Below are 21,256 nucleotides of genomic sequence, written 5' to 3'. Positions count from 1 at the left end.
ATTGCGACGCCGGAACGCCGCAATGCCCGGATCAGTGCGTTTGGCCCGTGCTCAGTTCGGCCAGAAGCCGGTTGCCTCGCACATGTCCCAATGATCGGCGGCGCCCAGCTTGCACGCCGCCGCGGTGGCGCCCGTGCAGAGCTTCACTTCGCGCTGATAGCGCTTGTAGCAGCTCTCCGGACGCGCGGGCGCCGACGGCCTGGCGGCCAGCGCGGCCGTTCGCACGGGTTTCGATACGGAAACTGGGGTGACCGCCACACTGCGCGCCTCGGCCGGTGTTTCCAGCCCGCGCTGCTTCCCCCCGAAAGCGAGCGGCCACCCCAGATAGATGGCGAGCATGATGCTCACCAGGATCATTGCATTGCGCACGAAGTTCCCCCCGGAAACGACGTTTTCCCCGACTCGGGAAACCTAGCGTTAATCCGGCGTTAATTCCAGTGCCTCAGCTCTCGGGAAGAAAGTCCGGGACGCTCAGATAGCGCTCGCCTGTATCATAATTGAACCCCAGGACACGAACCCCCTCCGGGAGATCGGGCAATTTCTGCAGAATCGCGGCCAGGGTCGCGCCCGAGGAGATGCCGACGAGCATGCCTTCCTCGCGCGCGGCGCGGCGGGCCATGTCCTTGGCGACGCCCGCATCGACCTTGATCACGCCGTCGATCGCGTCGGTGTGCAGGTTGCGCGGCACGAAGCCCGCGCCGATGCCCTGGATCGGGTGCGGGCCCGGCTGGCCGCCCGAGATGACCGGCGAGAGCTCGGGCTCGACCGCATAGACCTTGAGGTTCGGCCAGCGCTTCTTGAGCGTCTCGGCCACGCCGGTGATGTGGCCGCCGGTGCCCACGCCGGTGATGACGACGTCGATCGGCGAATCGGCGAAGTCGTTCAGTATCTCCTGCGCGGTGGTGCGCACGTGCACGTCGATGTTCGCCGGATTCTCGAACTGCTGCGGCATCCAGGCGCCGGGCGTCGTCTCGACGATCTCCATCGCGCGCTCGATCGCGCCCTTCATGCCCTTCTCGCGCGGGGTGAGGTCGAAGGTCGCGCCATAGGCGAGCATCAGGCGGCGGCGCTCGATGCTCATGCTTTCCGGCATGACCAGGACGAGCTTGTAGCCCTTCACCGCGGCGACCATCGCAAGGCCCACGCCGGTATTGCCGCTGGTCGGCTCGACGATCGTGCCGCCCGGCTGCAGGCTGCCGTCCTTCTCCGCCGCCTCGATCATCGCCAGCGCGATTCGGTCCTTGATCGAGCCGCCGGGATTGGTCCGCTCGGACTTGATCCAGACTTCGGCGTCCGGAAACAGCTTGCCCGCGCGGATATGGGGCGTGTTGCCGATCGTCTCGAGGATCGTATTGGCCTTCATGTCATCATCTCCTTGGGAGGAATCTCGAGATTGGCCGGAGGATCGAAGGTGCGAGCCCGCCTGAGCTCCGGAAATAGCTTGGCCCATGCCAGTGTGACAAGGATCGCGCCGATGCCGCCGCCCACCACTGCGGCAACCGGACCGATCAGCGCGGCGAGGAAACCCGATTCGGCCTCGCCCAGCTCGTTCGAGCCCGAGATGAACAGCGTGGAGACCGCGCCGACGCGGCCGCGCATCTCGTCCGGCGTGTAGAGCTGGATCAGCGACTGGCGGACATAGACGGAGACCATGTCGGCCGCGCCGAGCACGAACAGCGCGAAGAGCGCGATCAGCACCGCCGGCGCCGTGTCGTGCCCCACCGCCGCCGGGCCGAGCACCGGCACGAGCAGCGGCGCGGACAGGCCGAAGATCACCGTCGCCACGCCGAACAGGGCGACCGCCAGCAGCATCTTCACGCCGACATCGCTCTTCAGCGGCCGCCAGGAGAAGAACACCGCCGTGGCGACGGCGCCCATCGCGGGCGCGGCGCGCAGGTGGCCGAGCCCTTCCGAGCCCACCTGGAGGATGTCGCGGGCATAGACGGGCAGCATCGCGGTCGCGCCGCCGAGCAGCACCGCGAACAGGTCGAGCGAGATCGCGCCGAGGACCAGGCGGTTGCGACGGACATAGTGGAGCCCGTCGATCATCTGCGCCCAGGGGCTGCCGCTGAACTTGCGCGCGCTGCGCGGCACGTCGCCGATCAGCATCAGCAGCACGAAGGAGACGAGGAACAGCCCGCCTGCCACGGCATAGGAAAGCCAGTCGGCAGCCGCATAGAGATAGCCGCCCATCGCCGGGCCGATCACTGTGCCGATCTGCCAGGAAAGCGAGCTCAGCGCGATCGCGGTGGGCAGGATCGCCTTGGGCACCAGATTGGGCGAGAGCGCGCTCAGCGCCGGGCTGGCAAAGGCGCGCGCCACGCCGAGCAGCGCGGCGATGCCGAACAGCGCGGGCAGGCTTATCGTGCCCGTATAGGTCAGCACGCCCAGGCTGATCGCGCAGAACGCCTCGAGCGCCACCGCGGCGCGGGCGATCCAGCGCCGGTCGAGCCGGTCCGCCACCCAGCCGGCGAAGAGCGAGAGGAACAGCAGCGGCAGGAACTGGGCGACGCCGATCAGCCCGAGCTGGAAGGCGGCTTCCTTCACCGTCATCGTCCGGCGGGCGATGTCGTACACCTGCCAGCCGATCACGATCACCATCGCCATCTGCCCGAGCGTCGTCGAGAGCCGGGCGAGGAAATAAAGGCGGAAGTTGGGAACGGCGAACGGATGCGTTGCTTCGGCGGCCATGCAAGGGCCTCTAGGCGCTTCCGCGGCGTAACCGCAACGAAGGATTGCTAACGGGACCAAGAGAACAGGTCCGTCAGCGCAGCTTGGCGGGCTGGACGTCCTCGGTCTCGGCGAAGCGCGGGTTGCGGATGGCGGGGCGCAGGCGCGCCAGGCTGCACAGGCCCGCAATGGCGGCGAGGCCGGCCGCCACCAGGGGCGGCACCGTGCCCCCGCCGATGCCGATCGCAAGCAGCGCGGCCACCAGCGTGGCGCCGGTCGTCTGCCCGACCATGCGGGTGGTGGAGATGAGCCCGCCGGCCGCGGCCGCGCGATCGATCGGGGCCGAGCCGATGATCAGCCGGGCGTTGGGCGAAAGGAACATGCCGAATCCGGCCCCGGTGAGCGACATGCGCCAGGCGATGTCGAACCAGCTGGGATCCACGGGCAGGAAGGCGAGGAAGAGCAGCCCGGTCACCGCGACGACCATGCCGATCCCGCCCAGCGCCCCGGCGGGATAGCGGTCCGACAGCGAGCCGGCAAGCGGCGCGACGATCATGGTGGTAAGCGGCCAGGGCGCGATCACCGCGCCGACCTCGGACGGGGCGAAGCCATAGCCGTGCTGCAGCCGGAAGGGCAGCGACAGGAGCAGCGTCATCGTGGCGATGAAGGCGGTATAGGCGCCGACCACCGAGAGGGCGAGCACGGGCCGGGTGAGCAGGTCGACCGGCAGGATCGGCTTGGGCTCGCGCATCTCGCGGCGGACGAAGAACAGGCCGATCACCGCGCCGGCGACGACCACCGCCGCGGAGACCACGGGGCTGTCGCCATGCACGGCGCTCTCCAGGCCGCCGATCACCAGCCCGAACATGCCGGCGCACAGCAGCGCCCCCAGCACGTCGAACGGCTCGTCCCGCGCGGGCGTGTCGGGCAGGGCGCGGCCGAACAACAGGCTGGCGACGGCAAAGGGCACCGCCGAGGCGAACACCCAGGGCCAGGGGCCAACCGCCAGCACCAGGCCGCCAAGGGTGGGCGCGAGCGCGGCGGAGCTCGACACCACCACCGAATTGATGCCGAGCCCACGGCCCAGATGTTTCGCGGGATAGATCCGGCGGATCAGCGCCGAGGAGACGCTGAGCGCCGCCGCCGCGCCCGCCGCCTGCGCCGTCCGGACGATGAGCAGGAACGGCAGGCTCTCGGCGAAGAAGCACAATATCGTCGCCACGGTGAAGACCAGCTGGCCGACCTGGTACATCCGCTTGAGGCCGATCCGCTCGCCCAGCCCGGCAAAGGGCAGGAGCAGCATCACCAGCGTCAGCTGGTAGACGGTGACGACCGAGACCGCCGCCGAACTGTCGACGTGCAGGTCCCTGGCGATGGTGGGCAATGCCACGGTGGCGATCGCGCCGTCGATCACCACCAGCGCCGTGCCGAACGAGACGGCGGTAATGGCGAGCGTGCGGCGCGGCAAGGGAAGGCCGTCGGTCATTCATCCGCTCAGTGCCTCAACCCGCCGCTAGGTTCCAGTGGAACCCGCATCGCGCGCCGATGGTTATTTTCGCAATCGAAACCAAATACTTGGAGGCTCTATATGGGCAAAGGCATCTTGTTGTGGCTGCTCGGCATCCCGATTCCGATCATCCTTTTGATCCTGATCTTCTGGCACTGATCCGACTCGGGCCGGCCCGGCGGCCGGCTTCGCCCCGCCGAAGATCAGTTCGCGAATTTCCCATGCATCGGCGACATAGCGATGGTCCGGCTTGCCGGGGCAGGCGCCCTGGTCGTCGACGGGCAGCCGGGAAAGCAGCGGCAGGATATCGGTCGCCTCACCTTCGAGCCGCTCGCGGATGCGCGCCGTCAGCCAGTGAGTCGAGCGGGCATAGATGCCCCATTGCGCCTCGCTCGGGAAACCGTGCCAGCGCGTGACGTGCTCGCGGAAGGCGGCGACCAGGGCGGCGGTTTCCGCGCTCGCATGGCTCGCCACGTGCGCCACCTCGCCGCCAACCTCGTCCATCAGGGGGGCATAGACCTGCCCTTCCATCCTGGCGAAATGCATCAGCAGGTCGCGTGTGAACAGCCAGCGCCGAAAGCCCAGCCCCTCGACGCTCGCGGGCCGCGGGCCGGAGACGAGCGCCTCGAGCGCATCGGCATTGGCCAGAATATGGCCGTGCTGCCGCAGCACGCGGTCCACGGGCATGGCGCGACTCCTCATATCCCCCATATGAGCGCATCATGCCTGCATGGGCGTGAAGTCGCGGCTCAGGAGCTGTCCCCATCGGGGAAGCTACGGAGGCCCCGCCGCCGCGGCGACGGGGCCTCCGACCGGGTCAGCGGCAGCGGACCTGGTCGCGGTCCACCGAGCTGCCGAGCGCGCCGCCGGCGATTGCGCCGAGCAGCGTGCCCACCGTCTTCGAGCGTCCGCCGGCAATGACGTTGCCGAACAGGCCGCCCGCCGCGGCGCCCACGATCAGGCCGGTCGTGCCGTCCGAGCGCTTGCAGTAATATTTGCCGTCCTGCCCGCGATAGATGCGATCGTCCTGGGTCAGCACGCGCTCCTGATAGCCCGGGGGCGGCGCGCGATAGTCGCGGGAAGCATCGTAATAGTCGTCGTCGCGCGGGTCATAGCCCGGATAGCCGCCGCGCGGCGGCGGGGGCGGGGGCGTCGGTGCGATCGGGCGTGACTTGTAGGCGCGATACCGCTCGAGCGCCTGCTGGAACTGATCATATTCCCGCTCGAAGCGCTGCTGCGCGGCGTCGAAGCGGGCCTCCTCGTCCTGCCCGTAGACGGGGCCGCGCTGCGCCATCGCCGGCGTGGCGACGGCCAGGCTGGCCGCAGCGACCGCGGCGAGGGTTACCAGATGCTTCATTGTGTCTTCTCCTTCCCGAAGGCCCATACGGCCAGGGACGCTGAAACGTTCCGGACATGCGCGTGAAGCCGTGCTGAACGGACGGTGCCGATGCGCCGGAACCGCAAGGAACCGAGGCGGATCGTGCCGGCGCCGGCATGGCGGCCATGCCGCATGATGCAACCTGTGGAGCTCTGGATGGTTGGCAAGCCGCGCGCGGTCCCGCAGCGCAGGTGGAGGAGAGGACAGGGGCGATGCGACGATCCGATGGCAACGAGAATGCCATATCGAAAGCCAGGGCCTTGCTGCGCCGCAGCAGAAATTGCCATAAGGGTGCATGTTCTTGAGTCACGAAGTCGATCCGCCCGTCGCTCCCGCGCCGATCACGCCGATGGTGCTGGAAGGGATCGTGCGCCAGAAATGCCTGGCCGCGACCTATAATCGCACCGCGATGATCCTCGCCCCGCATATCCTGTACACGCGCCACGATGCGCTCCATGTCGATGCCGTCGTCGTCTCCAAGGAAGGCCTGCCGCCGCGCGAGGAGAAGATCGGCACGTTCAAGCTCGACGGGCTGAAGGACGTGGCGGTGCTGGAGCAGACATTCGTGCCGAGCGCGCTGTTCGATCCCGGCCTCGAGAAATATCGGGGCGAGACTCTGATGGCGGTGGCCTGAGCCACGGACTGGTCGTGCCGGAACCCCGTCGCTAGGGCGCCTTCTCCAGCTTCCCGATCATCTGCGTCCCATTGTCATTGGCCGGATTGAGCGTGAGCGAGCGCCGATATTCCGCGATCGCGCTGGTCTTGTCGCCGGTGGCGGCGAGCGCCTCGGCCAGGCTGTCATGCGCGTTCCAGCTGTCCGGGAATTGCGCCGCGGCCCAGGCGAAGATGCCGCGCGCGGCCCGGGGTGACGCGGCAAGCAGGCGATAGCCCCAGGCGATCATGTGATCCTCGGTCAGGTGCAGCTCGGGGAAGCGCGCCTTGGTCGCCGCGATCGTGGCGGTGACATCGGCATAGCCGCTCGCTTCCAGCGCCGCCTCGAGCGCCTTCAGGCCGCGTGGCGGGCCGAACAGGGACGCGTGGATCGCGTCGGCGAGCGCCTGGCTGGTGCCCTCCAGCCCCCCGCCATTGGCGAGGACGACCGCGCCATAGCGCCGGGCCGGATGGAAGGCGCAATAGCTCGACTGGCCGAAGGTGCCGCCCGAATGGCGCAGATAGGTCTGGCTGTCGGCGGTCTTGGCGATCACCCAGTGGAAGCCGATCGCGCTCGTCTCGGGCGTGCCGAACAGCGGCTGGTGCGTGCGCGCGATGGCGGGGTCGCGTGCGGCGATCTGCGCTGTGATGTAGCGCGCCATGTCCACCGCCGAATAGCGCAGGCCGCCCGCGGCGCGGATCGCCGGCATGTCGAGCGGCGGTGCTTCGGCACCCTTGCTGCTGTAGCCGGTGGCGAGCAGGGCGGGCGGGACGGGGCCGCCGCCGGCGCGCATGCCGAGCGGCTTCTCGATGAAGCGCGCGAGCAGTGCGTCATAGGGCTGGCCGTAGAGGCGTTCGGCGAGCACGCCTTGAAGCTGCGAGGCGGTGTTCGAATGGCGCGGCATGCGACCGGGCACGTCGAGCAGCTTCACCGACTTGAGGTCGGTGAGGAAATTTGCCGGGTCATAGCCCCTGGCCAACTTCGACACTTCGGCGAGGAGTTGCTCGGGCGGCACCTTGCCGAGGAGGCCGCTCCAATCGGGCAGATTGTCCTGCAGCGCCGAAGTGGTGGTGACCAGGTCGGCGATGCGGATCGGGCGGCCGTCGCGGACGAGATTGTCATAGCCCGGCGGCAGATGCTTGCGGACATCGTCGTCGGTGCGGGCGCGGCCCTCGCCGATCGCATGGGAGAGGAGCAGGCTGGTGAAGGTCTTGGAGATCGAGCCGATCTCATGGACGGTATGCTCGGTTGTGGGGGCGTTGGTCGTGCGCGAGACGACGCCGGCATTGTAGAAGCGGGGGCTGCCGTCGCGGATCACCGCGACCGAGACGCCGGGCGCCGTGCCGCTCCGCACGAAATCATCGACCAGCGCCTGGACCGGATCGGGGGCCGCGGCCCGGGCGATGCCGGGGAGCAGCGCGGCGCCGGCGGTGGCGGGCACCAGCGCGAGGAGCCTGCGGCGGTTGAGATCGGTGGGCTGGTGCGAACGCTGCATGAGATCATCCCTTCCCGACCAGGGCTACAGATGTAGCGCGGCGGGTGTCAAGGGCGTATTGCCTGTGTAATACACGGAGGCGTTCGCGGGGAGTTGCCCGCAGGGCAGGGGCGCCGGAGGCGGGCTCGGGCGAAATCGATAGCGAATTCGGCGAATAGCCTGAAGCAGAAAACGGCGCGCAGATCGTTGCAATGAAGGCCGCTAAAATCGCGGATCGAGCAGCCCCCGCTACCGCCGTGCAGATCTGGCTGACGGGCGGCCCTTGACCTTCAGGTATGAGTTTCGTCTAATCCGCTTCGGGCAGAGGAAAAGAAATGGCCAAGGTTACCTTGAATAGCAAAACAAAGCCCATGGCGGAGCAGTCCGAGGATAAGCTGTCATTCTGCGGATTTGTGCGTCCGATAACGCCTGTCGAAGGGTATCTCGCATCGCATTGGAATGATGTGCATGAGATTGTGGCAGAGGCCACCCTTCGTGCCGGTTATCAACTTCGACTTGTCAGTGATAGTGACAACGCGGGTATAATCGTCGCAAACATTATCGAAAATCTATACAACGACCCTATCGTGATATGCGATGTCAGCGCCAGAAACCCAAATGTATTCTTCGAATTGGGAATGCGCCTCTCATTTGAAAAGCCGGTGATAATAATCACCGACGACGAGACGCCTTTCACATTCGATATATCGCCGATAAAGCATATAGTTTATCCAAAAACCCTCAGATTCAACATGATATCTGAATTCAAACTGAAATTGACTTCGGCAATAAAGTCCACGGTAGAGGTTTCACGGCAGGCGGGGTACAGGGGGTATTTGCAGCAATTTGGCCCTATCGAAGTTACTCAACTCGGAACGCATCAAGTTGATCTTAGTGAACTTGCTAGTGATATCATAGAAATAAAGAGAAATATCGGAAATATTGTCAATAATGGGGTGTCGCAGGCAAGGAGCATTGCAAGTAAGCCATATATTTATGGGCTTTCGGCTGAGGTGAACTCCGATCATGTCGAGAAAATATATTCTCTCCTGGCCAAGGGCGATGGAATTGCTGACGTTAGAATAGTCAATATCGGAACGCAGAAATCGAGAGTCGATTTTGCGTTCCAGCCCCCGAGGACTGGTATTTCCCGGGAGGATGTCAGGAAGAATGTTGTCGAGGCTGTCCTTGCGGTGGATGACGGCGCTATTTTTCGCGCATCATCACCTATAACCAAAGACATCATAAATAAGCTGGGATATTCGTGTGAATAGCCTTTATGGGTTCACCCCACCGTCACAAACGAATCCATGACCCGCTTCCGCCCGGCCTGTTCGAAGTCGATCTCGAGCTTGTTCCCCTCGATCTCGGCGATCACGCCATAGCCGAACTTCTGGTGGAACACGCGCATCCCCAGCGACAGGTCGTCGCGCGGCTTGGCGCCGAAGCTCACCGCCGAGGCGCGGCTTTCCACCACCCGGGCCGGTTCGCGGCTGAACGTTCGCGAAGTGAAGCTGCCGCCGGGGTTCTTCATGTCCACCCCCGCGGCGCGCTGCCAGCCCGGGCCGCGCCCGGTCCCGCGTGATACGTCCGCGAAGGGATCGCTGCGCTCGCTCCAGTTCGCCTGCCATAGCGAGGCGCCGCCGGTCATCGTGCTTTCGCTCTCGATATGCGCCTCGGGCAGTTCGGCCACGAAGCGGCTCGGGATGCTCGAATTCCACTGGCCGTAGATGCGGCGATTGGCGGCGTGGAGGATGGTTGCCTGGCGCCGCGCGCGGGTGATCGCGACATAGGCCAGCCGGCGCTCCTCCTCCAGCGAGGCGAGCCCCCCCTCGTCGAGGGCGCGCTGCGAGGGGAAGATGCCTTCCTCCCAGCCGGCTAGGAACACGGTGTCGAACTCCAGCCCCTTGGCGGCATGGATCGTCATGATCGTCACCTTGGGCTCGTCGCGCTGTCCCTCATTGTCCATGACGAGGGAGACATGCTCGAGAAAGGCGCCGAGCGTCTCATATTCCTCCATCGCGCGGACGAGCTCGCTCAAATTCTCGAGCCGTCCGGCAGCCTCGGCGGTGCGGTCGGCCTGCCACATCGCGGTATAGCCGCTCTCGTCGAGGATGATGCGGGCGAGGTCCGGATGCTGGAGGTCGTTGCCCATGCCCCGCCAGCGCGCCATGTCGCCGACCAGGTTGCCGAGCGCGCGGCGGGCCTGGGGCGTCAGCTCGTCGGTGTCGAGGATGCGCGCGGCGGCGGTGGTGAGCGGGATTCCCTCGGCGCGGGCATATTGGTGGACCTTTGCCAGCGCCTTGTCGCCCAGGCCGCGCTTGGGAACGTTGACGATGCGCTCGAAGGCGAGATCGTCCGCCGGTTGCGCCACGACGCGGAGATAGGCGAGGGCGTCGCGGATCTCCTGGCGCTCATAGAAGCGGAAGCCGCCGATGATGCGATAGGGCAGGCCGATCGCGATGAACCGGTCCTCGAATTCGCGGGTCTGGTGCTGGGCGCGGACGAGGATCGCCATGTCGTCGAGGCTCTTGCCGCCCCGCTGGGCGCCCTCGATCTCCTCGCCGACGCGCCGGGCCTCTTCGGGGCCGTCCCACACGCCAAGCACCTTGACCTTCTCGCCCTGGTCCTTGTCGGTCCACAGCGTCTTGCCGAGGCGGCCGCTATTGTTGGCGATCACGCCCGATGCGGCGGCGAGGATATGCCGGGTCGAGCGGTAATTCTGCTCGAGCCTGATCACCTTTGCCCCAGGGAAGTCCTTCTCGAACTTCAGGATGTTCTCGACCAGCGCGCCGCGCCACGAATAGATCGACTGGTCGTCGTCGCCGACGCAGCAGATGTTCTTGCGCTCCTGGGCGAGGAGGCGAAGCCAGAGATACTGGACGGCGTTGGTGTCCTGATACTCGTCGACCAATATGTAGCGGAAGCGCTGCTGATAGCTTTCCAGCACGTCGCGGTGCGTCTTGAGGATCACCAGCATGTGGAGGAGCAGGTCGCCGAAGTCGCAGGCGTTGAGCGCCTTCAGCCGCTCCTGATAGAGATGGTAGAGCGCGGCGCCGCGGCCATTCGCATAACGTTCGGACTCGCCCGCGCCGATCTCGGCGGGCGTCAGGCCCTTGTTCTTCCACTCGTCGATCAGCCCGGCGAGCTGGCGGGCGGGCCAGCGCTTCTCGTCGAGGTCCGCCGCGAGGATCAGTTGCTTGATCAGGCGAAGCTGGTCGTCGGTATCGAGGATGGTGAAATTGGACTGCAGGCCGACGAGCTCGGCATGGCGGCGCAGCATCTTGGCGCCGATCGCGTGGAAGGTGCCGAGCCAGGGCATGCCCTCCACCGCCGCGCCGACGAGACGGCCGACGCGCTCCTTCATCTCGCGCGCCGCCTTGTTGGTGAAGGTGACCGCCAGGATCTCGCTGGGATAGGCGCGGCGGGTCCAGAGCAGATGGGCGAGGCGGGCGGTGAGCGCCGCGGTCTTGCCCGTGCCCGCGCCGGCCAGCACGAGCACCGGCCCCTCGGCCGTCAGTACCGCCTCGCGCTGGGGCGGGTTCAGGCCCTGGAGATAGGGGGCGTTGGCATCGGTCTCGACAGGCAGAGTCATCCGCGAACAGGTAGGGAACGCGGGCGGGTGAGGCAATGGCGGATTGCCAGTGGCGCGTGATCCCGGGATCGTCGCGCCCCAGCGATCGGGGAGGCACGAATGGACAGGAAGTTGCTCGAGGAGCGGCTGAGGACGCTCGACGCGCAGATCGCCGAGTAGAGGCGGACGCAGCTGCGCTTCGCCGGGGCGATTCAGGCGATCGAGGAGCTGCTGCGCGAGCAGGGCTGAGGCTGGAAACAATATAAGCTGGCATTGGAAACATTTCAGCAATAATGTCTCGGCGTCGCCGGGAGGATTCGGCGGCGTAATGCCTGTCTGGGGGCTCGGCATGGGGGTTGTTGTTCGAACCGGCGCGATCGGACTGGCGGTGGGGACGATCCTTGCCGCCATGCCGGCACAGGGTCAGGCCGTCGCCGCGGCGCAGGCCGCCTATCTGGTGCTGCAGCCGGAAATTCGCGTGAAGACCGAGGAACGGGCATCGGGCCTGTGGCTGCGCACTTCCGCTACCGTGCGGGGCAGCAACGAAAGCTGGCGGGCCGACGAGACGCGCTCCACCTATGGCTTCTCGCTGCAGAAGGAAGTGATCGGGCATGCCTGGCTGGGCCTGAGCGCTTATGCCCAGGCGCCGCGCTTCGATGCCGATCGCGGGGTGGTGCGCGATGCGCGGCACTATGCCGGCGCGCGGCTGAGCTTCGAGGCGTCGGACCATGTCGAGATGGGATTTGCCTGGCTGCGGCGGCTGCGCGGGCGCGGATTCATGAGCTTGCCCGGCGGCAATCGCGGCATCAAGCCCGGACCCAAGGCCTATATGCAGGTCCATTTCTGAAGCAGTTCGTTTCGGCGTGATCCTTCGCCATGTCATGCGTTTGTCATATGGCTGTCACACCCTCCGGCCAGAGGCGCGCATATCATGGCATCACTCGCTCTGGACCAAGCCCCGCCGGTTGACCAACCGCAGCAGGGCCCCCGATTCGACTACAAAACCCATCCCCTCGCCAAGCTGCTCTTCGCGGCGATCATGGTGGGCGGGCTGGCCTTTGCCGGCTGGAGCGTGCTGACCGACACGCACGGCGTGGGGGAGGAGCTTGCCACCGGCGTGTTCCTGTTCCTCGCGCTGGCGCTGCTGATCGCGCTCGGTTTCGAGTTCGTGAACGGCTTCCACGATACCGCCAATGCCGTGGCGACGGTGATCTACACCAATTCGATGCCGGCCCATTTCGCGGTGGTCTGGTCGGGCTTCTGGAACTTCCTGGGCGTGATGCTGTCGAGCGGCGCGGTCGCCTATTCGATCATCACGCTGCTGCCGGTGGACCTGATCCTCAATGTCGGCTCGGCATCCGGCTTCGCGATGATCTTCGCGCTGCTGCTCGCGGCGGTCCTGTGGAACCTGGGGACCTGGTATGTCGGCCTGCCCAACTCGTCGTCGCACACGCTGATCGGCTCGGTGCTGGGCGTGGGCTTCGCCAACCAGCTGATCCAGGCCGGTTCGCGCGGTGGCACCGCCGGCGTCGACTGGAGCCAGGCGCAGAAAGTGCTCACCGGCCTGTGGATGGCGCCGCTGATCGGCTTCTTCGCGGCGGTGCTGCTGCTGCTCGTGATGCGCGCGGTGCTGCGCAATCCGAAGCTCTACACCTCGCCGATGCCGCACACCGCGCCGCCGCTGGGCATTCGCAGCGCGCTGATCTTCACCTGCACCGCGGTCTCGTTCAGCCATGGCTCGAACGATGGCCAGAAGGGCATGGGCCTGATCATGCTGATCCTGATCGGCTGCGCGCCGACGGCCTATGCGCTCAACCGCACGCTGCCGGCGAGCGCGACTCCGGCCTTCGTCCAGACCGCCAATACCGCTTCGGCCGCGTTCGATGCGCATAGCCGCGGCTTGCCTGACATGGCACCGGTCCAGGCGCGTGCCGTGCTCACCGCCGCGCTGCAGCAGCGCAAGGCGGAGAGCCCGCAGGTGTTCGCCGCGCTCGAGGGGCTTTCGAAGGATCTCACCGCCCGCGTCCAGAGCTTCGGCTCGCTGAGCAAGGTGCCGGCGGAAGCCACCGGCAATGTCCGCAACGACATGTATCTGGTGCTCGACTCGACCAAGCTCGTCACCAAGAAGCCGGAGGGTTTCCAGCCTGCCGAGCTGAAGGCGCTGGCCGACTATCAAAAGAGCCTTGAGGCCGGCACGCGCTTCATCCCGCTCTGGGTGAAGATCGTCGTCGCGCTGGCGCTTGGGCTGGGGACGATGATCGGGTGGAAGCGAATCGTCGTCACCGTCGGCGAGAAGATCGGCAAGCAGCACATGACCTATGCCATGGGCGCCTCGGCCGAACTGGTGGCGGCGGGCACGATCCTGGCAGCAGATCGCTTCGGCCTGCCGGTGTCGACCACGCACATCCTTTCCTCGGGCGTTGCCGGTGCTTCGGTGGCGAGCGGCGCGGGCCTGCAGGCCCGCACGGTGCGCAACCTGGCGCTGGCCTGGCTGCTCACCCTGCCGGCGGCGATGCTGCTCTCGGGCGGCCTCTATTGGCTGATGCTGACCGCGGTGAAGACGTTCGGGCTCTGAGCGGCGCGCTCCGCCCGTTTCACCCCTCGCGACTTCAGCCAGGCTGCCGCGCGAACCGCAGGTTGCGGACTCCGTTCGCCCAGGCGGCAACGCCGTCGACCTTGCCGTCGAGCCCGCGCGTGAAGACGAAACCGGTCGTGCCGCGCAACCGCGCGGTGAAGCCGTCGGCGAAGCTCGGCGTCAGCGGCCATTCGATCCCGAACGGCTGGCGCATGACCAAGGTGTCGCCCTGCCGCACCACCGAGATGCGCGTGTCGAGCTCCGCGGAATAATAGGTGCCGACATAGGCTGCCAGCGTGTCGTCGTCGGTTCTGGCCGGCGCGACGGCGACGAAATGCCGGAGCACCGACCCTCGCTCGATCGTGAGCGCGGTCGGCTTGCCTTCGCGCCTGGCGATGCGCACGCGATCGCCGTCGGCGCGTCGAAACTGATCGCCATCGCCGGGAATCAGGGCCTGGGACTCGCCCTGTCGCAGCCTGAGTTCTGCATCGACGAGCCTGGTCTCGACCAACTCGCCGGTGACGAGGTCGCGAAACAGGCCCTGGTATGACGCCAGGTCGCGACGAAGAACCCTGGCCGTCGCAGGGATCGCCGGCGATGGGGTGTCTGCGACATCCTCGCCGCGATGGCCGACGGCCCGGAGCGCACGCGCCGCCACCCTCTCGCCCAGGCCGACCGGATCGATGCCGCCATTGTTGCAGAGCAGCGCGACCGAGATGTGCCTTTCGGGATAGCGGCCCAGCCACGCCCGGTAGCCGCCGGTCGAACCGCTATGGGAGACGAGGCGCAGCCCATGCGAGCGGGTGACTTCGAGGCCCAGGGCGTATTCCAGCGCGGTGCCATCCCGCAGGCGTCCCGGCGATTGCAGGGCAGCGGCCAGCGCCTGACCGCCGGGAAGGCGCGAAGGATCGTCGAGGAACGCGTTCCAGCGCAGCAGGTCGCCGATCGTGGTGAGAAGCCCGCCATTTCCGTGGACATTGGTGAAGGGCATGTTGGCGACGAAGCCGTTATCGGCTGCGGCATAGGCCATTGCCCGCCCCGGAACCACCGTGCGGAAGTCCTCTCGCCACCGGCTGTGCGTCATGCCGAGGGGTTGGAACAGCCGCTCGTCGGTGAAACGCTGCAGGCTCTTGCCGCTGACGCGTTCGACGATGATCGCTGCCAGGACGTAGTTGGTGTTGGTATAGAGGAATTCCGTGCCGGGAACGAAGTTCAGTGCCTTCTGGCGCGCGGCCAGGTCGAGGATCGTGCCCTGGCCGTGCACCTGAGTCCCGGGAGACCTGCCGGCCAGGGCCAGCAGGCTCCATTGCTCGCGCAGCCCGCTGGTGTGGTGGAGCAGGTGCCGGATCGTGATCGGGGTGCCATAGTCCGGCATTTCGGGCAGGTAGCGCCTGATATCGTCGTCGAGCGTCAGCCTCCCGTCCTGAGCGAGCATCAGCATCGCCGTGGCGGTGAATTGCTTGGCGAGCGAACCGGTCTCGAAGACGCTTTCCGCCGTGATCGGCGCCGGATGTTCCAGATCGGCCAGGCCATGGCTTCGTATCAGCGGGGCTGCTCCGGCGAGCGCCACCCCCACCGCGCATCCAGGGGCGGTGGGAGCGAGCGAGGCGAAATCCGCATCGAGGTCAATTGGAGACCGATCTTGCCGGACCATCGCGGATAGGCGGTCCCTGCTCTCCACGCCGGCGCTTCGGGCGGGAGAGGCAAGGCTGACGAGAAGGCAGGAGAAGGCGGTGACGAGACGGGCAGGGTGCATTGAACTCTCCGATGATCGCTCGACCGCTCAAGCCGGATCACGGCAACGCGCCAACGCCGAATCGGTGAATGTCGTGTGCGAGCGGTGAACGGCGGCGGCCGCGGCCGTCATGAGGACCGACGTGACCGGCGCGCTATCGCCGCACGAACTTCTGGACGCGCTGGCCGGCGATATCGACGACGTAGAGATTGCCGGCGCGGTCCGCGGCGATGTCGTGTGCGATCCAGAACTGGCCGTCCTGGTTGCCGATGCGGCCGAAATGCGCGATTTCGCGACCGTCCAGGCCGGCGATGGTCACGCCGTCATGATCCGGCACCTTGCCGGGGTTCGCGCCCCCGTCGAGGATGGCGATGCGGCGACCGGGCAACAGCGCCAGACCGAATGGGCGGCCGATCGAGGATGATTTCCATTCGCCGAGATAGCGGCCCTTCCGGTCGAACAGCTGGACCCGGTCGTTCGCCCGGTCGGCGACATAGACGCGGTGCCCGGCATCGATCGCGAGCGCGTGCGGGATGTCGAACTGGCCCGGGCCGATACCGTGCGTGCCCCATTGGAAAAGCAGCTTCCCGTCGGCAGCGAACTTCATCACGCGCGAATTGCCATAGCCGTCGGCCACATAGAAGCTGCCGTCGGCGAGCGGCGCGATATCGGTGGGGCGATCGAAATGCGTCGCGTCCGCACCGGCAACGCCGCGCTCGCCAAGCGTGCGCAGCAGCTCGCCGCCGGGAGTGAACTCGAAGACCTGGTTCGACCCGGTATCGGTGATCCAGACATGGCCATTCGGGCCGATGCTGATGCCGTGCGGGACCACGAACAGCCCGGCGCCCCATTCGCGCAGCAGCCTGCCGGTTGCGGCATCGAACACCGCGACCACCGGCTCCTTCAGCGTCGCGAGCCCCTTGGCATCGGTGCCGCGATTGCCGCGGTGGAGGACGAATACCTCGCCCTTGCCGTTCACCGCCACGCCCGAGCAGGGGCCGAGCAGGCGGCCCGGTGGCAGTACCGGCCAGCCATGGACGACGGCATAATGCGGTGCGGGCGCCGCGGAGGCCAGGAGCAGCGGGGCGAGGATCGCCAATCTGGTGCTATGCATGCCGGCCTCCCGTTCGTTCCGGGAGCCTATCCGCAACCAGCGGCCCGGCGAAAGCGGGAATGGCGATGCCCTAGAGCCGCTTCAGGCCCAGTTCGAACAGGTGCGTCGCCAGCTCGATGCTGAACTTGAAGCCCTGGCCATCGGCGCGCAGATCGGCCTTCAGATGGTCGATCGGGTTCCAGAACGCCACGATGAAGCCCGCGAGCGCAGCGAACAATACGGCATAGGCCAGCCGTCTTCCCGCCGATTCGCGCATCGCCCGTCTCCCTGGCCCGGTCGCTGAGGTGGCGCACCGGTACGCGGGCGAAACTGTCCTGCCGATGAACGGGCTTTCCCTTTGCGCCGGATCGATCCAAGGAGGAGGCAAAAGGGGAGAGGGCATGACCAAAGCCGCCGCATCGCACCGCCGCATCCTGTTCGCCAGCCTGGTCGGCACCTCGGTCGAGTTCTACGATTTCTATATCTACGCCACGGCGGCGGCGATCGTCTTCCCGGACCTGTTCTTTCCCGCCAGCGAGCCCTGGATTGCCCAGCTCGCCAGCTATGCCAGCTTCTCGGTCGCCTTTTTCGCCCGGCCGCTGGGTGGGCTGGTGTTCGGCCATTTCGGCGACCGGATGGGGCGCAAGTCCACGCTGGTCGCCTCGCTGATGCTGATGGGCGTCTCGACCGTGCTGATCGGCTTCCTGCCCGGCTATGCGATGCTCGGCTGGGTTGCCCCGCTGCTGCTCTGCCTGCTTCGCTTCGGCCAGGGGCTGGGGCTGGGCGGCGAATGGGGCGGGGCGAGCCTGCTCGCGGTAGAGAATGCGCCGCCGGGCTGGGCCAATCGCTATGGCAGCTTTCCGCCGATGGGCGCGCCGGTGGGGTTCATCTTCGCCAATGGCTTCTTCCTGATCCTGGGCGCGGTGATGGACGACGCGCAGTTCCGCGAATGGGGCTGGCGCCTGCCGTTCCTCGCCAGCGCGGTGCTGGTGTTCCTCGGCCTGTGGGTGCGCCTGAAGATCACCGAGACGCCCGAATTCGTCGCCGCGACCGAGAAGGAGGCCCCTCCCGCCGTGCCGATCGGCGAGCTGTTCCGCACCAGCGCCCTTGCCACCTTCGCCGGCACCGTCGGGACGATCGCCTGCTTCGCGCTGTTCTACATCTCGACCGTGTTCATCATCGGCTATGGCACCAAGACACTGGGCTATGATCGCGAGACCTTCCTGGCGGTGGAGCTGCTCGCGATCCTGTTCATGGCGGCGGGCATCGTCACGGCGGGGATCAACGCGGACAAGCGCACCGCCAATGCGGTGCTGATGTTCGGCTGTATCTTCACCATCCCGGTCGGCATGGCGATGGCGCTGATGCTGGTGCCGGGATCGCTGGCGAGCGTCGCGGCCTGGCTGGCCTTCGCGCTGTTCGTGATGGGCTTCGTCTATGGCCCGCTCGGCGGCTGGCTGCCCAGCCTGTTTCCGGCACGGGTGCGCTACACCGGCGTCTCCGTTACCTTCAACCTGGGCGGTATCCTGGGCGGCGGGCTCACCCCGCTGATCGCCGAGGCGCTGGTGAAGCAGGGCGGGTTGACCTGGGTCGGTTGCTATCTCGCCGGGGCGGGATTGCTCAGCCTGATCGGCCTGTTTCTCGTAAGGGACAAGTAACCGACTTCGTCCCGTCATCTTCGATCAATAAAGCGCCCCCCGAACCGGGGGATTTCAAAGATGATCGACAGGCGCGGACTTATCGGCGGCGGCGTGACGCTGGCGACGATGGCGGGGCTGGTCGGGCGTGCCCGGGCCGCGGGCGCGCCGGTGGTCAACCGCATTCGTCTGGAAGACGATCGCGTCTGGATCGCCGCGAAGATCCGCGACACCGGGCCCCACCTCTTCGTGATCGATACCGGCGGCTCGCTCAGCATCATCAACGAGAAGTTCGCCGACAAGATCGGCATGAAAGTGATCAATCGGCGGGTGACCGGGGGTGTCGGCGGCAGTCGCCTGTCCGCCTGGTACGATGCTGGAACAGTAACGCTGGAGAGTGGCGTCAACTTTCCGCACATGCTCTTTATCGGCACGCACCTCTTCGGCACAAAGGCCATGGGTACCTTTGGGGTCGGCATGTTCAATACCTATGACAGCGACCTCGATTTCGTGAAGGGTGAATGGCGCCTCTACAAGGACGGGCGACCGGACTTTGACGGATTCACCAAATTGCCTACCCGCTTCTTCGACTTGCCCGATAGCGGCCAATGGATATTGGCCTCCGCCACCATTGACGGCGCACCGGGTGAATTCATCGTCGACACTGGCTCGCCTGGCACGCTGTTGCTGGGCGGAAAGATGGCCGCGCGCTCAGGGCTATGGGATGCCGGCAAGCCCTATGTGCCGACCCAGTCGCGCGGCATCGGCACCAAGGGGGTGCCGAGCCGGCTGGTGCGCGGCCAGCGCCTGGCCATCGGCGCATTCGATTTCGAGCGGCCGCTCGTTGGCGTTTGCGATCCGAGCGCGCCATGGATCGACACGGACGGCCTGATCGGCCTGCAGGCGCTTTCCCGCCTGCATCTGACGACCCAGGTGTCCGAGCATAAGCTTTGGGCAGCCTGGAACGGCAAGCCATCGCCCGAACCGGCCTATTATGGTTCCGGACTGTGGCTTGACGACAAGGCCGGCAAGGTGACGGTAGGCGATGTCGGCACCGGCAGCCCGGCGGCGGCGGCCGGCATCAAGCGCGGCGACCTCCTCCACGGCAGGTTCAAGGAGCTGCTGCGCGCGATCACCCGGCCCATCGGCAGCGAAATTCCGCTCAGCGTGGAGAGCGGCGGCGTCAAGCGTGACGTGCGGCTGACGCTTTCGGCCTATCTCTAGGCCGCTGCCCGCAGCAGTGTGAGCCGCGCCTTGCCGTGCACGCGGCTGACGTCCGCGACGAAGCCCGCTACGTCGGGCACTTCGTCGCGAGACGTCTCGATGCTGATCCAGGTGCCCGGGCCCGCCCAGCCGAGCCGCCCGAGCTTGTCGAGCGCGACGCTGCCCGCGCCGGTGCCATAGGGCGGATCCATCAGGATCAGGTCGAGCGGCGCGCGGGCGGGGCCCAGCGAGAGCACCGAACCGGCGCGCACTTCCGCGGCCTTTGCACCCAGTCTGGCGATATTGGCGCGCAGGGCATCGAGCGCCGTGCGGTCCTGCTCGACGAACAGGCAGGAGGCCGCGCCGCGCGACAAGGCCTCCAGACCCAGCGCGCCGGAGCCGGCGAACAGGTCGGCCACCGCCAGTTCCTCGAAGCTGCCGAGGCGGCTCGCGAGCATCGAGAAGAGCGCCTCGCGCGTGCGGTCCGCGGTGGGGCGCGTGGTGTCTCCCTTGGGCGCGACGAGCGGGCGGCCGCGCCATTCCCCGGCGATGATCCTCATTTGCGGGTCCTTGGCGGGCGAGCGGGCTTGCCGCCGCCGGGCCGTGCGCGGCCACCGGCGGGTCCGGGACGGCCGGTACCCCTGCCGGGCCCGCGCGGCCCCTTGGGCCGGTCGACAAAATCGCCGGGACGCGGCTCCTGCGTCTCGCGATGCGCGCGGGCGCGGGCGGCGCGGGCGGGCTTGGCGACGCCGTCCTCGCGCGGCTTGCGGGGACCGGGCTTGCCGGACGGACGGGGGCGCTCGATCGCGACCTCGTCCTTCGCCCTGGGCGTGACCCGGGCAGTGAAGACCGGCTTCTTCGCCTCGGGCTTCTCGATCTTGCGGCGGCCCTCGGGCTCCCGGCCGCCCGGCGCGGGGATCGGCTTGGGCCGAGGCGCCGGCTCGACCGCGCGGGAGCGGGCCGCGAACTGCAGGTTCGAGGCGGCCTTGCCGCCGCCGGGCCGGGACAGCACGGTGCGGAAGGTGATCAGGTCGTGCTGGCGGATCTCGTCGACATCGCCCGCAGGCATGTCGCCCAGCCAGAAGGGGCCGTAGCGGGTGCGGATGAGCCGGTTCACTTCCAGCCCCAGATATTCGAGCACGCGGCGCACTTCGCGGTTCTTGCCTTCGGTCAGGGTCAGTTCGATCCACACGTTCGCGCCGGTACGCCGTTCGATATTGGCGTTGATCGGGCCGTAGCGGACGCCCTCGATCTCGACGCCGAGCATCAGCGATTCGAGCTGCGCCTGGGTGACGTTGCCATAAGCGCGGGCCCGGTAGCTGCGCTCCACGCCGGTGGCGGGCAGCTCGAGCGCGCGTTTCAGCTCGCCGTCGGTGGTGAGCAGCAACAGGCCCTCGGTGCTCAGGTCGAGCCGGCCGACGGGCATCACGCGCGGCAGCCCGTCGGGCAGGCGATCATAGATGGTCGGGCGGCCCTTGGGATCGCGCTCGGTGGTGAGCAGGCCGGCGGGCTTGTGATAGCGGAACAGGCGGGCGGGGGCAGGCGCGGCGACCGGCTTGCCGTCGACGGTCACGCCGCGCAGCGAGGTGAGCAGTGTCGCGGGCGTATCGAGCACTTTGCCGTCGAGCGCGATTCGCCCGTCCACGATCATGCGCTCGATGTCGCGACGCGACGCGATTCCGGCACGGGCCAGCAGCTTGGCGATGCGCTGCGCTTCTTTGGTATTGGATGATGACACCCGGGCGATATAGCGATTGT

General features: G+C 67.0%; 19 protein-coding genes. 6 read left to right on the top strand and 13 right to left on the bottom strand.

Annotated features, from left to right (window positions below):
• Positions 1 to 51: 51 nt before the first annotated feature.
• The 6 genes from CAP40_RS12655 to CAP40_RS12630 form a co-directional block, all read right to left on the bottom strand.
• Positions 52 to 369: a hypothetical protein gene (locus CAP40_RS12655; RefSeq protein ID WP_144034343.1), complete on the bottom strand. Its 318-nt coding sequence runs from the start codon at positions 367 to 369 to the stop codon at positions 52 to 54.
• Between the two features lie 73 nt (positions 370 to 442).
• Positions 443 to 1,363, bottom strand: a complete 921-nt coding sequence (cysK, locus tag CAP40_RS12650; protein WP_086129862.1) for a cysteine synthase A — start codon at positions 1,361 to 1,363, stop codon at positions 443 to 445.
• Positions 1,360 to 2,691 carry an MFS transporter gene (locus CAP40_RS12645; protein WP_086129861.1) on the bottom strand — a complete coding sequence of 444 codons (1,332 nt, stop codon included), beginning with the start codon at positions 2,689 to 2,691 and terminating at the stop codon, positions 1,360 to 1,362. Before CAP40_RS12645 ends, cysK begins: the two co-directional genes overlap by 4 nt.
• Positions 2,692 to 2,764: 73 nt before the next feature.
• On the bottom strand, positions 2,765 to 4,156 hold the full coding sequence (locus tag CAP40_RS12640; protein ID WP_086129860.1) for an MFS transporter: 1,392 nt from the start codon (positions 4,154 to 4,156) through the stop codon (positions 2,765 to 2,767).
• 63 nt (positions 4,157 to 4,219) lie between these two features.
• A complete protein-coding gene (locus tag CAP40_RS12635) occupies positions 4,220 to 4,858 on the bottom strand; it encodes a hemerythrin domain-containing protein (protein WP_144034342.1) in 639 nt (212 codons plus the stop codon).
• A gap of 136 nt (positions 4,859 to 4,994) precedes the next feature.
• A complete protein-coding gene (locus CAP40_RS12630; protein WP_086129858.1) occupies positions 4,995 to 5,534 on the bottom strand; it encodes a glycine zipper 2TM domain-containing protein in 540 nt (179 codons plus the stop codon).
• 316 nt (positions 5,535 to 5,850) lie between these two features.
• Between CAP40_RS12630 and CAP40_RS12625 the strand changes: the two genes are divergently transcribed.
• Positions 5,851 to 6,189 carry a WYL domain-containing protein gene (locus CAP40_RS12625; protein ID WP_256924168.1) on the top strand — a complete coding sequence of 113 codons (339 nt, stop codon included), beginning with the start codon at positions 5,851 to 5,853 and terminating at the stop codon, positions 6,187 to 6,189.
• Between the two features lie 31 nt (positions 6,190 to 6,220).
• On the opposite strand, the gene CAP40_RS12620 is transcribed toward CAP40_RS12625, so the two are convergent.
• Positions 6,221 to 7,702, bottom strand: a complete 1,482-nt coding sequence (locus CAP40_RS12620; RefSeq protein ID WP_086129857.1) for a serine hydrolase domain-containing protein — start codon at positions 7,700 to 7,702, stop codon at positions 6,221 to 6,223.
• Positions 7,703 to 8,016: 314 nt separating this feature from the next.
• On the opposite strand from CAP40_RS12620, the gene CAP40_RS20190 reads away from it, so the two are divergent.
• Positions 8,017 to 8,955: a hypothetical protein gene (locus CAP40_RS20190; protein WP_144034341.1), complete on the top strand. Its 939-nt coding sequence runs from the start codon at positions 8,017 to 8,019 to the stop codon at positions 8,953 to 8,955.
• A gap of 11 nt (positions 8,956 to 8,966) precedes the next feature.
• Here CAP40_RS20190 and CAP40_RS12615 read toward each other — a convergent pair whose 3' ends face one another.
• Positions 8,967 to 11,276, bottom strand: coding sequence for an ATP-dependent helicase (locus CAP40_RS12615; protein ID WP_086129856.1), 2,310 nt, complete (start codon positions 11,274 to 11,276; stop codon positions 8,967 to 8,969).
• 328 nt (positions 11,277 to 11,604) lie between these two features.
• Here CAP40_RS12615 and CAP40_RS12610 point away from each other — a divergent pair, with 328 nt between their 5' ends.
• Entirely contained in the window at positions 11,605 to 12,102 is a 498-nt protein-coding gene (locus CAP40_RS12610) for a hypothetical protein (RefSeq protein ID WP_086129855.1), read from the top strand.
• An 84-nt stretch (positions 12,103 to 12,186) separates the two neighbouring features.
• Entirely contained in the window at positions 12,187 to 13,830 is a 1,644-nt protein-coding gene (locus CAP40_RS12605; protein WP_086129854.1) for an inorganic phosphate transporter, read from the top strand.
• A 34-nt stretch (positions 13,831 to 13,864) separates the two neighbouring features.
• Here the strand turns inward: CAP40_RS12605 and CAP40_RS12600 are convergent, their stop codons facing one another.
• The 3 genes from CAP40_RS12600 to CAP40_RS12590 form a co-directional block, all read right to left on the bottom strand.
• Positions 13,865 to 15,484: a serine hydrolase gene (locus tag CAP40_RS12600; protein WP_256924167.1), complete on the bottom strand. Its 1,620-nt coding sequence runs from the start codon at positions 15,482 to 15,484 to the stop codon at positions 13,865 to 13,867.
• Between the two features lie 235 nt (positions 15,485 to 15,719).
• Positions 15,720 to 16,679 carry a peptidyl-alpha-hydroxyglycine alpha-amidating lyase family protein gene (locus CAP40_RS12595; RefSeq protein WP_086129852.1) on the bottom strand — a complete coding sequence of 320 codons (960 nt, stop codon included), beginning with the start codon at positions 16,677 to 16,679 and terminating at the stop codon, positions 15,720 to 15,722.
• Positions 16,680 to 16,749: 70 nt separating this feature from the next.
• Complete coding sequence (locus tag CAP40_RS12590; protein WP_086129851.1) at positions 16,750 to 16,935, bottom strand: hypothetical protein; 186 nt, start codon at positions 16,933 to 16,935, stop codon at positions 16,750 to 16,752.
• A 124-nt stretch (positions 16,936 to 17,059) separates the two neighbouring features.
• Between CAP40_RS12590 and CAP40_RS12585 the strand changes: the two genes are divergently transcribed.
• Positions 17,060 to 18,316, top strand: a complete 1,257-nt coding sequence (locus CAP40_RS12585) for an MFS transporter (RefSeq protein WP_086129850.1) — start codon at positions 17,060 to 17,062, stop codon at positions 18,314 to 18,316.
• A gap of 60 nt (positions 18,317 to 18,376) precedes the next feature.
• On the top strand, positions 18,377 to 19,519 hold the full coding sequence (locus CAP40_RS12580) for an aspartyl protease family protein (protein WP_086129849.1): 1,143 nt from the start codon (positions 18,377 to 18,379) through the stop codon (positions 19,517 to 19,519).
• On the opposite strand, the gene rsmD is transcribed toward CAP40_RS12580, so the two are convergent.
• Both rsmD and CAP40_RS12570 read right to left on the bottom strand, forming a co-directional pair.
• Positions 19,516 to 20,058, bottom strand: coding sequence for a 16S rRNA (guanine(966)-N(2))-methyltransferase RsmD (rsmD, locus tag CAP40_RS12575; protein WP_086129848.1), 543 nt, complete (start codon positions 20,056 to 20,058; stop codon positions 19,516 to 19,518). The two genes, CAP40_RS12580 and rsmD, sit on opposite strands and share 4 nt — an antisense overlap.
• Positions 20,055 to 21,236, bottom strand: a complete 1,182-nt coding sequence (locus CAP40_RS12570) for a pseudouridine synthase (RefSeq protein ID WP_256924165.1) — start codon at positions 21,234 to 21,236, stop codon at positions 20,055 to 20,057. The genes rsmD and CAP40_RS12570 overlap by 4 nt, the downstream gene beginning before the upstream one ends.
• Between the last annotated feature and the right edge of the window lie 20 nt (positions 21,237 to 21,256).

It is taken from the genome of Sphingomonas sp. IBVSS2, assembly GCF_002127225.1.
GTDB lineage: Bacteria > Pseudomonadota > Alphaproteobacteria > Sphingomonadales > Sphingomonadaceae > Sphingomonas.
Note: the sequence above shows the minus strand (reverse complement) of the source record. Positions and strands in the feature narration are given on the sequence as shown.

What these genes read in the sequence shown, in the direction of transcription:
- CAP40_RS12585 (WP_086129850.1), top strand. Translation starts at nt 17,060, where the DNA reads ATGACCAAAGCCGCCGCATCGCACCGCCGCATCCTGTTCGCCAGCCTG.
- CAP40_RS12580 (WP_086129849.1), top strand. Translation starts at nt 18,377, where the DNA reads ATGATCGACAGGCGCGGACTTATCGGCGGCGGCGTGACGCTGGCGACG.
- CAP40_RS12620 (WP_086129857.1), bottom strand. Translation starts at nt 7,702, where the DNA reads ATGCAGCGTTCGCACCAGCCCACCGATCTCAACCGCCGCAGGCTCCTC.
- CAP40_RS20190 (WP_144034341.1), top strand. Translation starts at nt 8,017, where the DNA reads ATGGCCAAGGTTACCTTGAATAGCAAAACAAAGCCCATGGCGGAGCAG.
- rsmD (WP_086129848.1), bottom strand. Translation starts at nt 20,058, where the DNA reads ATGAGGATCATCGCCGGGGAATGGCGCGGCCGCCCGCTCGTCGCGCCC.
- CAP40_RS12645 (WP_086129861.1), bottom strand. Translation starts at nt 2,691, where the DNA reads ATGGCCGCCGAAGCAACGCATCCGTTCGCCGTTCCCAACTTCCGCCTT.
- CAP40_RS12615 (WP_086129856.1), bottom strand. Translation starts at nt 11,276, where the DNA reads ATGACTCTGCCTGTCGAGACCGATGCCAACGCCCCCTATCTCCAGGGC.
- CAP40_RS12630 (WP_086129858.1), bottom strand. Translation starts at nt 5,534, where the DNA reads ATGAAGCATCTGGTAACCCTCGCCGCGGTCGCTGCGGCCAGCCTGGCC.
- CAP40_RS12640 (WP_086129860.1), bottom strand. Translation starts at nt 4,156, where the DNA reads ATGACCGACGGCCTTCCCTTGCCGCGCCGCACGCTCGCCATTACCGCC.
- CAP40_RS12610 (WP_086129855.1), top strand. Translation starts at nt 11,605, where the DNA reads ATGGGGGTTGTTGTTCGAACCGGCGCGATCGGACTGGCGGTGGGGACG.
- cysK (WP_086129862.1), bottom strand. Translation starts at nt 1,363, where the DNA reads ATGAAGGCCAATACGATCCTCGAGACGATCGGCAACACGCCCCATATC.
- CAP40_RS12625 (WP_256924168.1), top strand. Translation starts at nt 5,851, where the DNA reads ATGTTCTTGAGTCACGAAGTCGATCCGCCCGTCGCTCCCGCGCCGATC.
- CAP40_RS12600 (WP_256924167.1), bottom strand. Translation starts at nt 15,484, where the DNA reads ATGGTCCGGCAAGATCGGTCTCCAATTGACCTCGATGCGGATTTCGCC.
- CAP40_RS12605 (WP_086129854.1), top strand. Translation starts at nt 12,187, where the DNA reads ATGGCATCACTCGCTCTGGACCAAGCCCCGCCGGTTGACCAACCGCAG.
- CAP40_RS12595 (WP_086129852.1), bottom strand. Translation starts at nt 16,679, where the DNA reads ATGCATAGCACCAGATTGGCGATCCTCGCCCCGCTGCTCCTGGCCTCC.
- CAP40_RS12590 (WP_086129851.1), bottom strand. Translation starts at nt 16,935, where the DNA reads ATGCGCGAATCGGCGGGAAGACGGCTGGCCTATGCCGTATTGTTCGCT.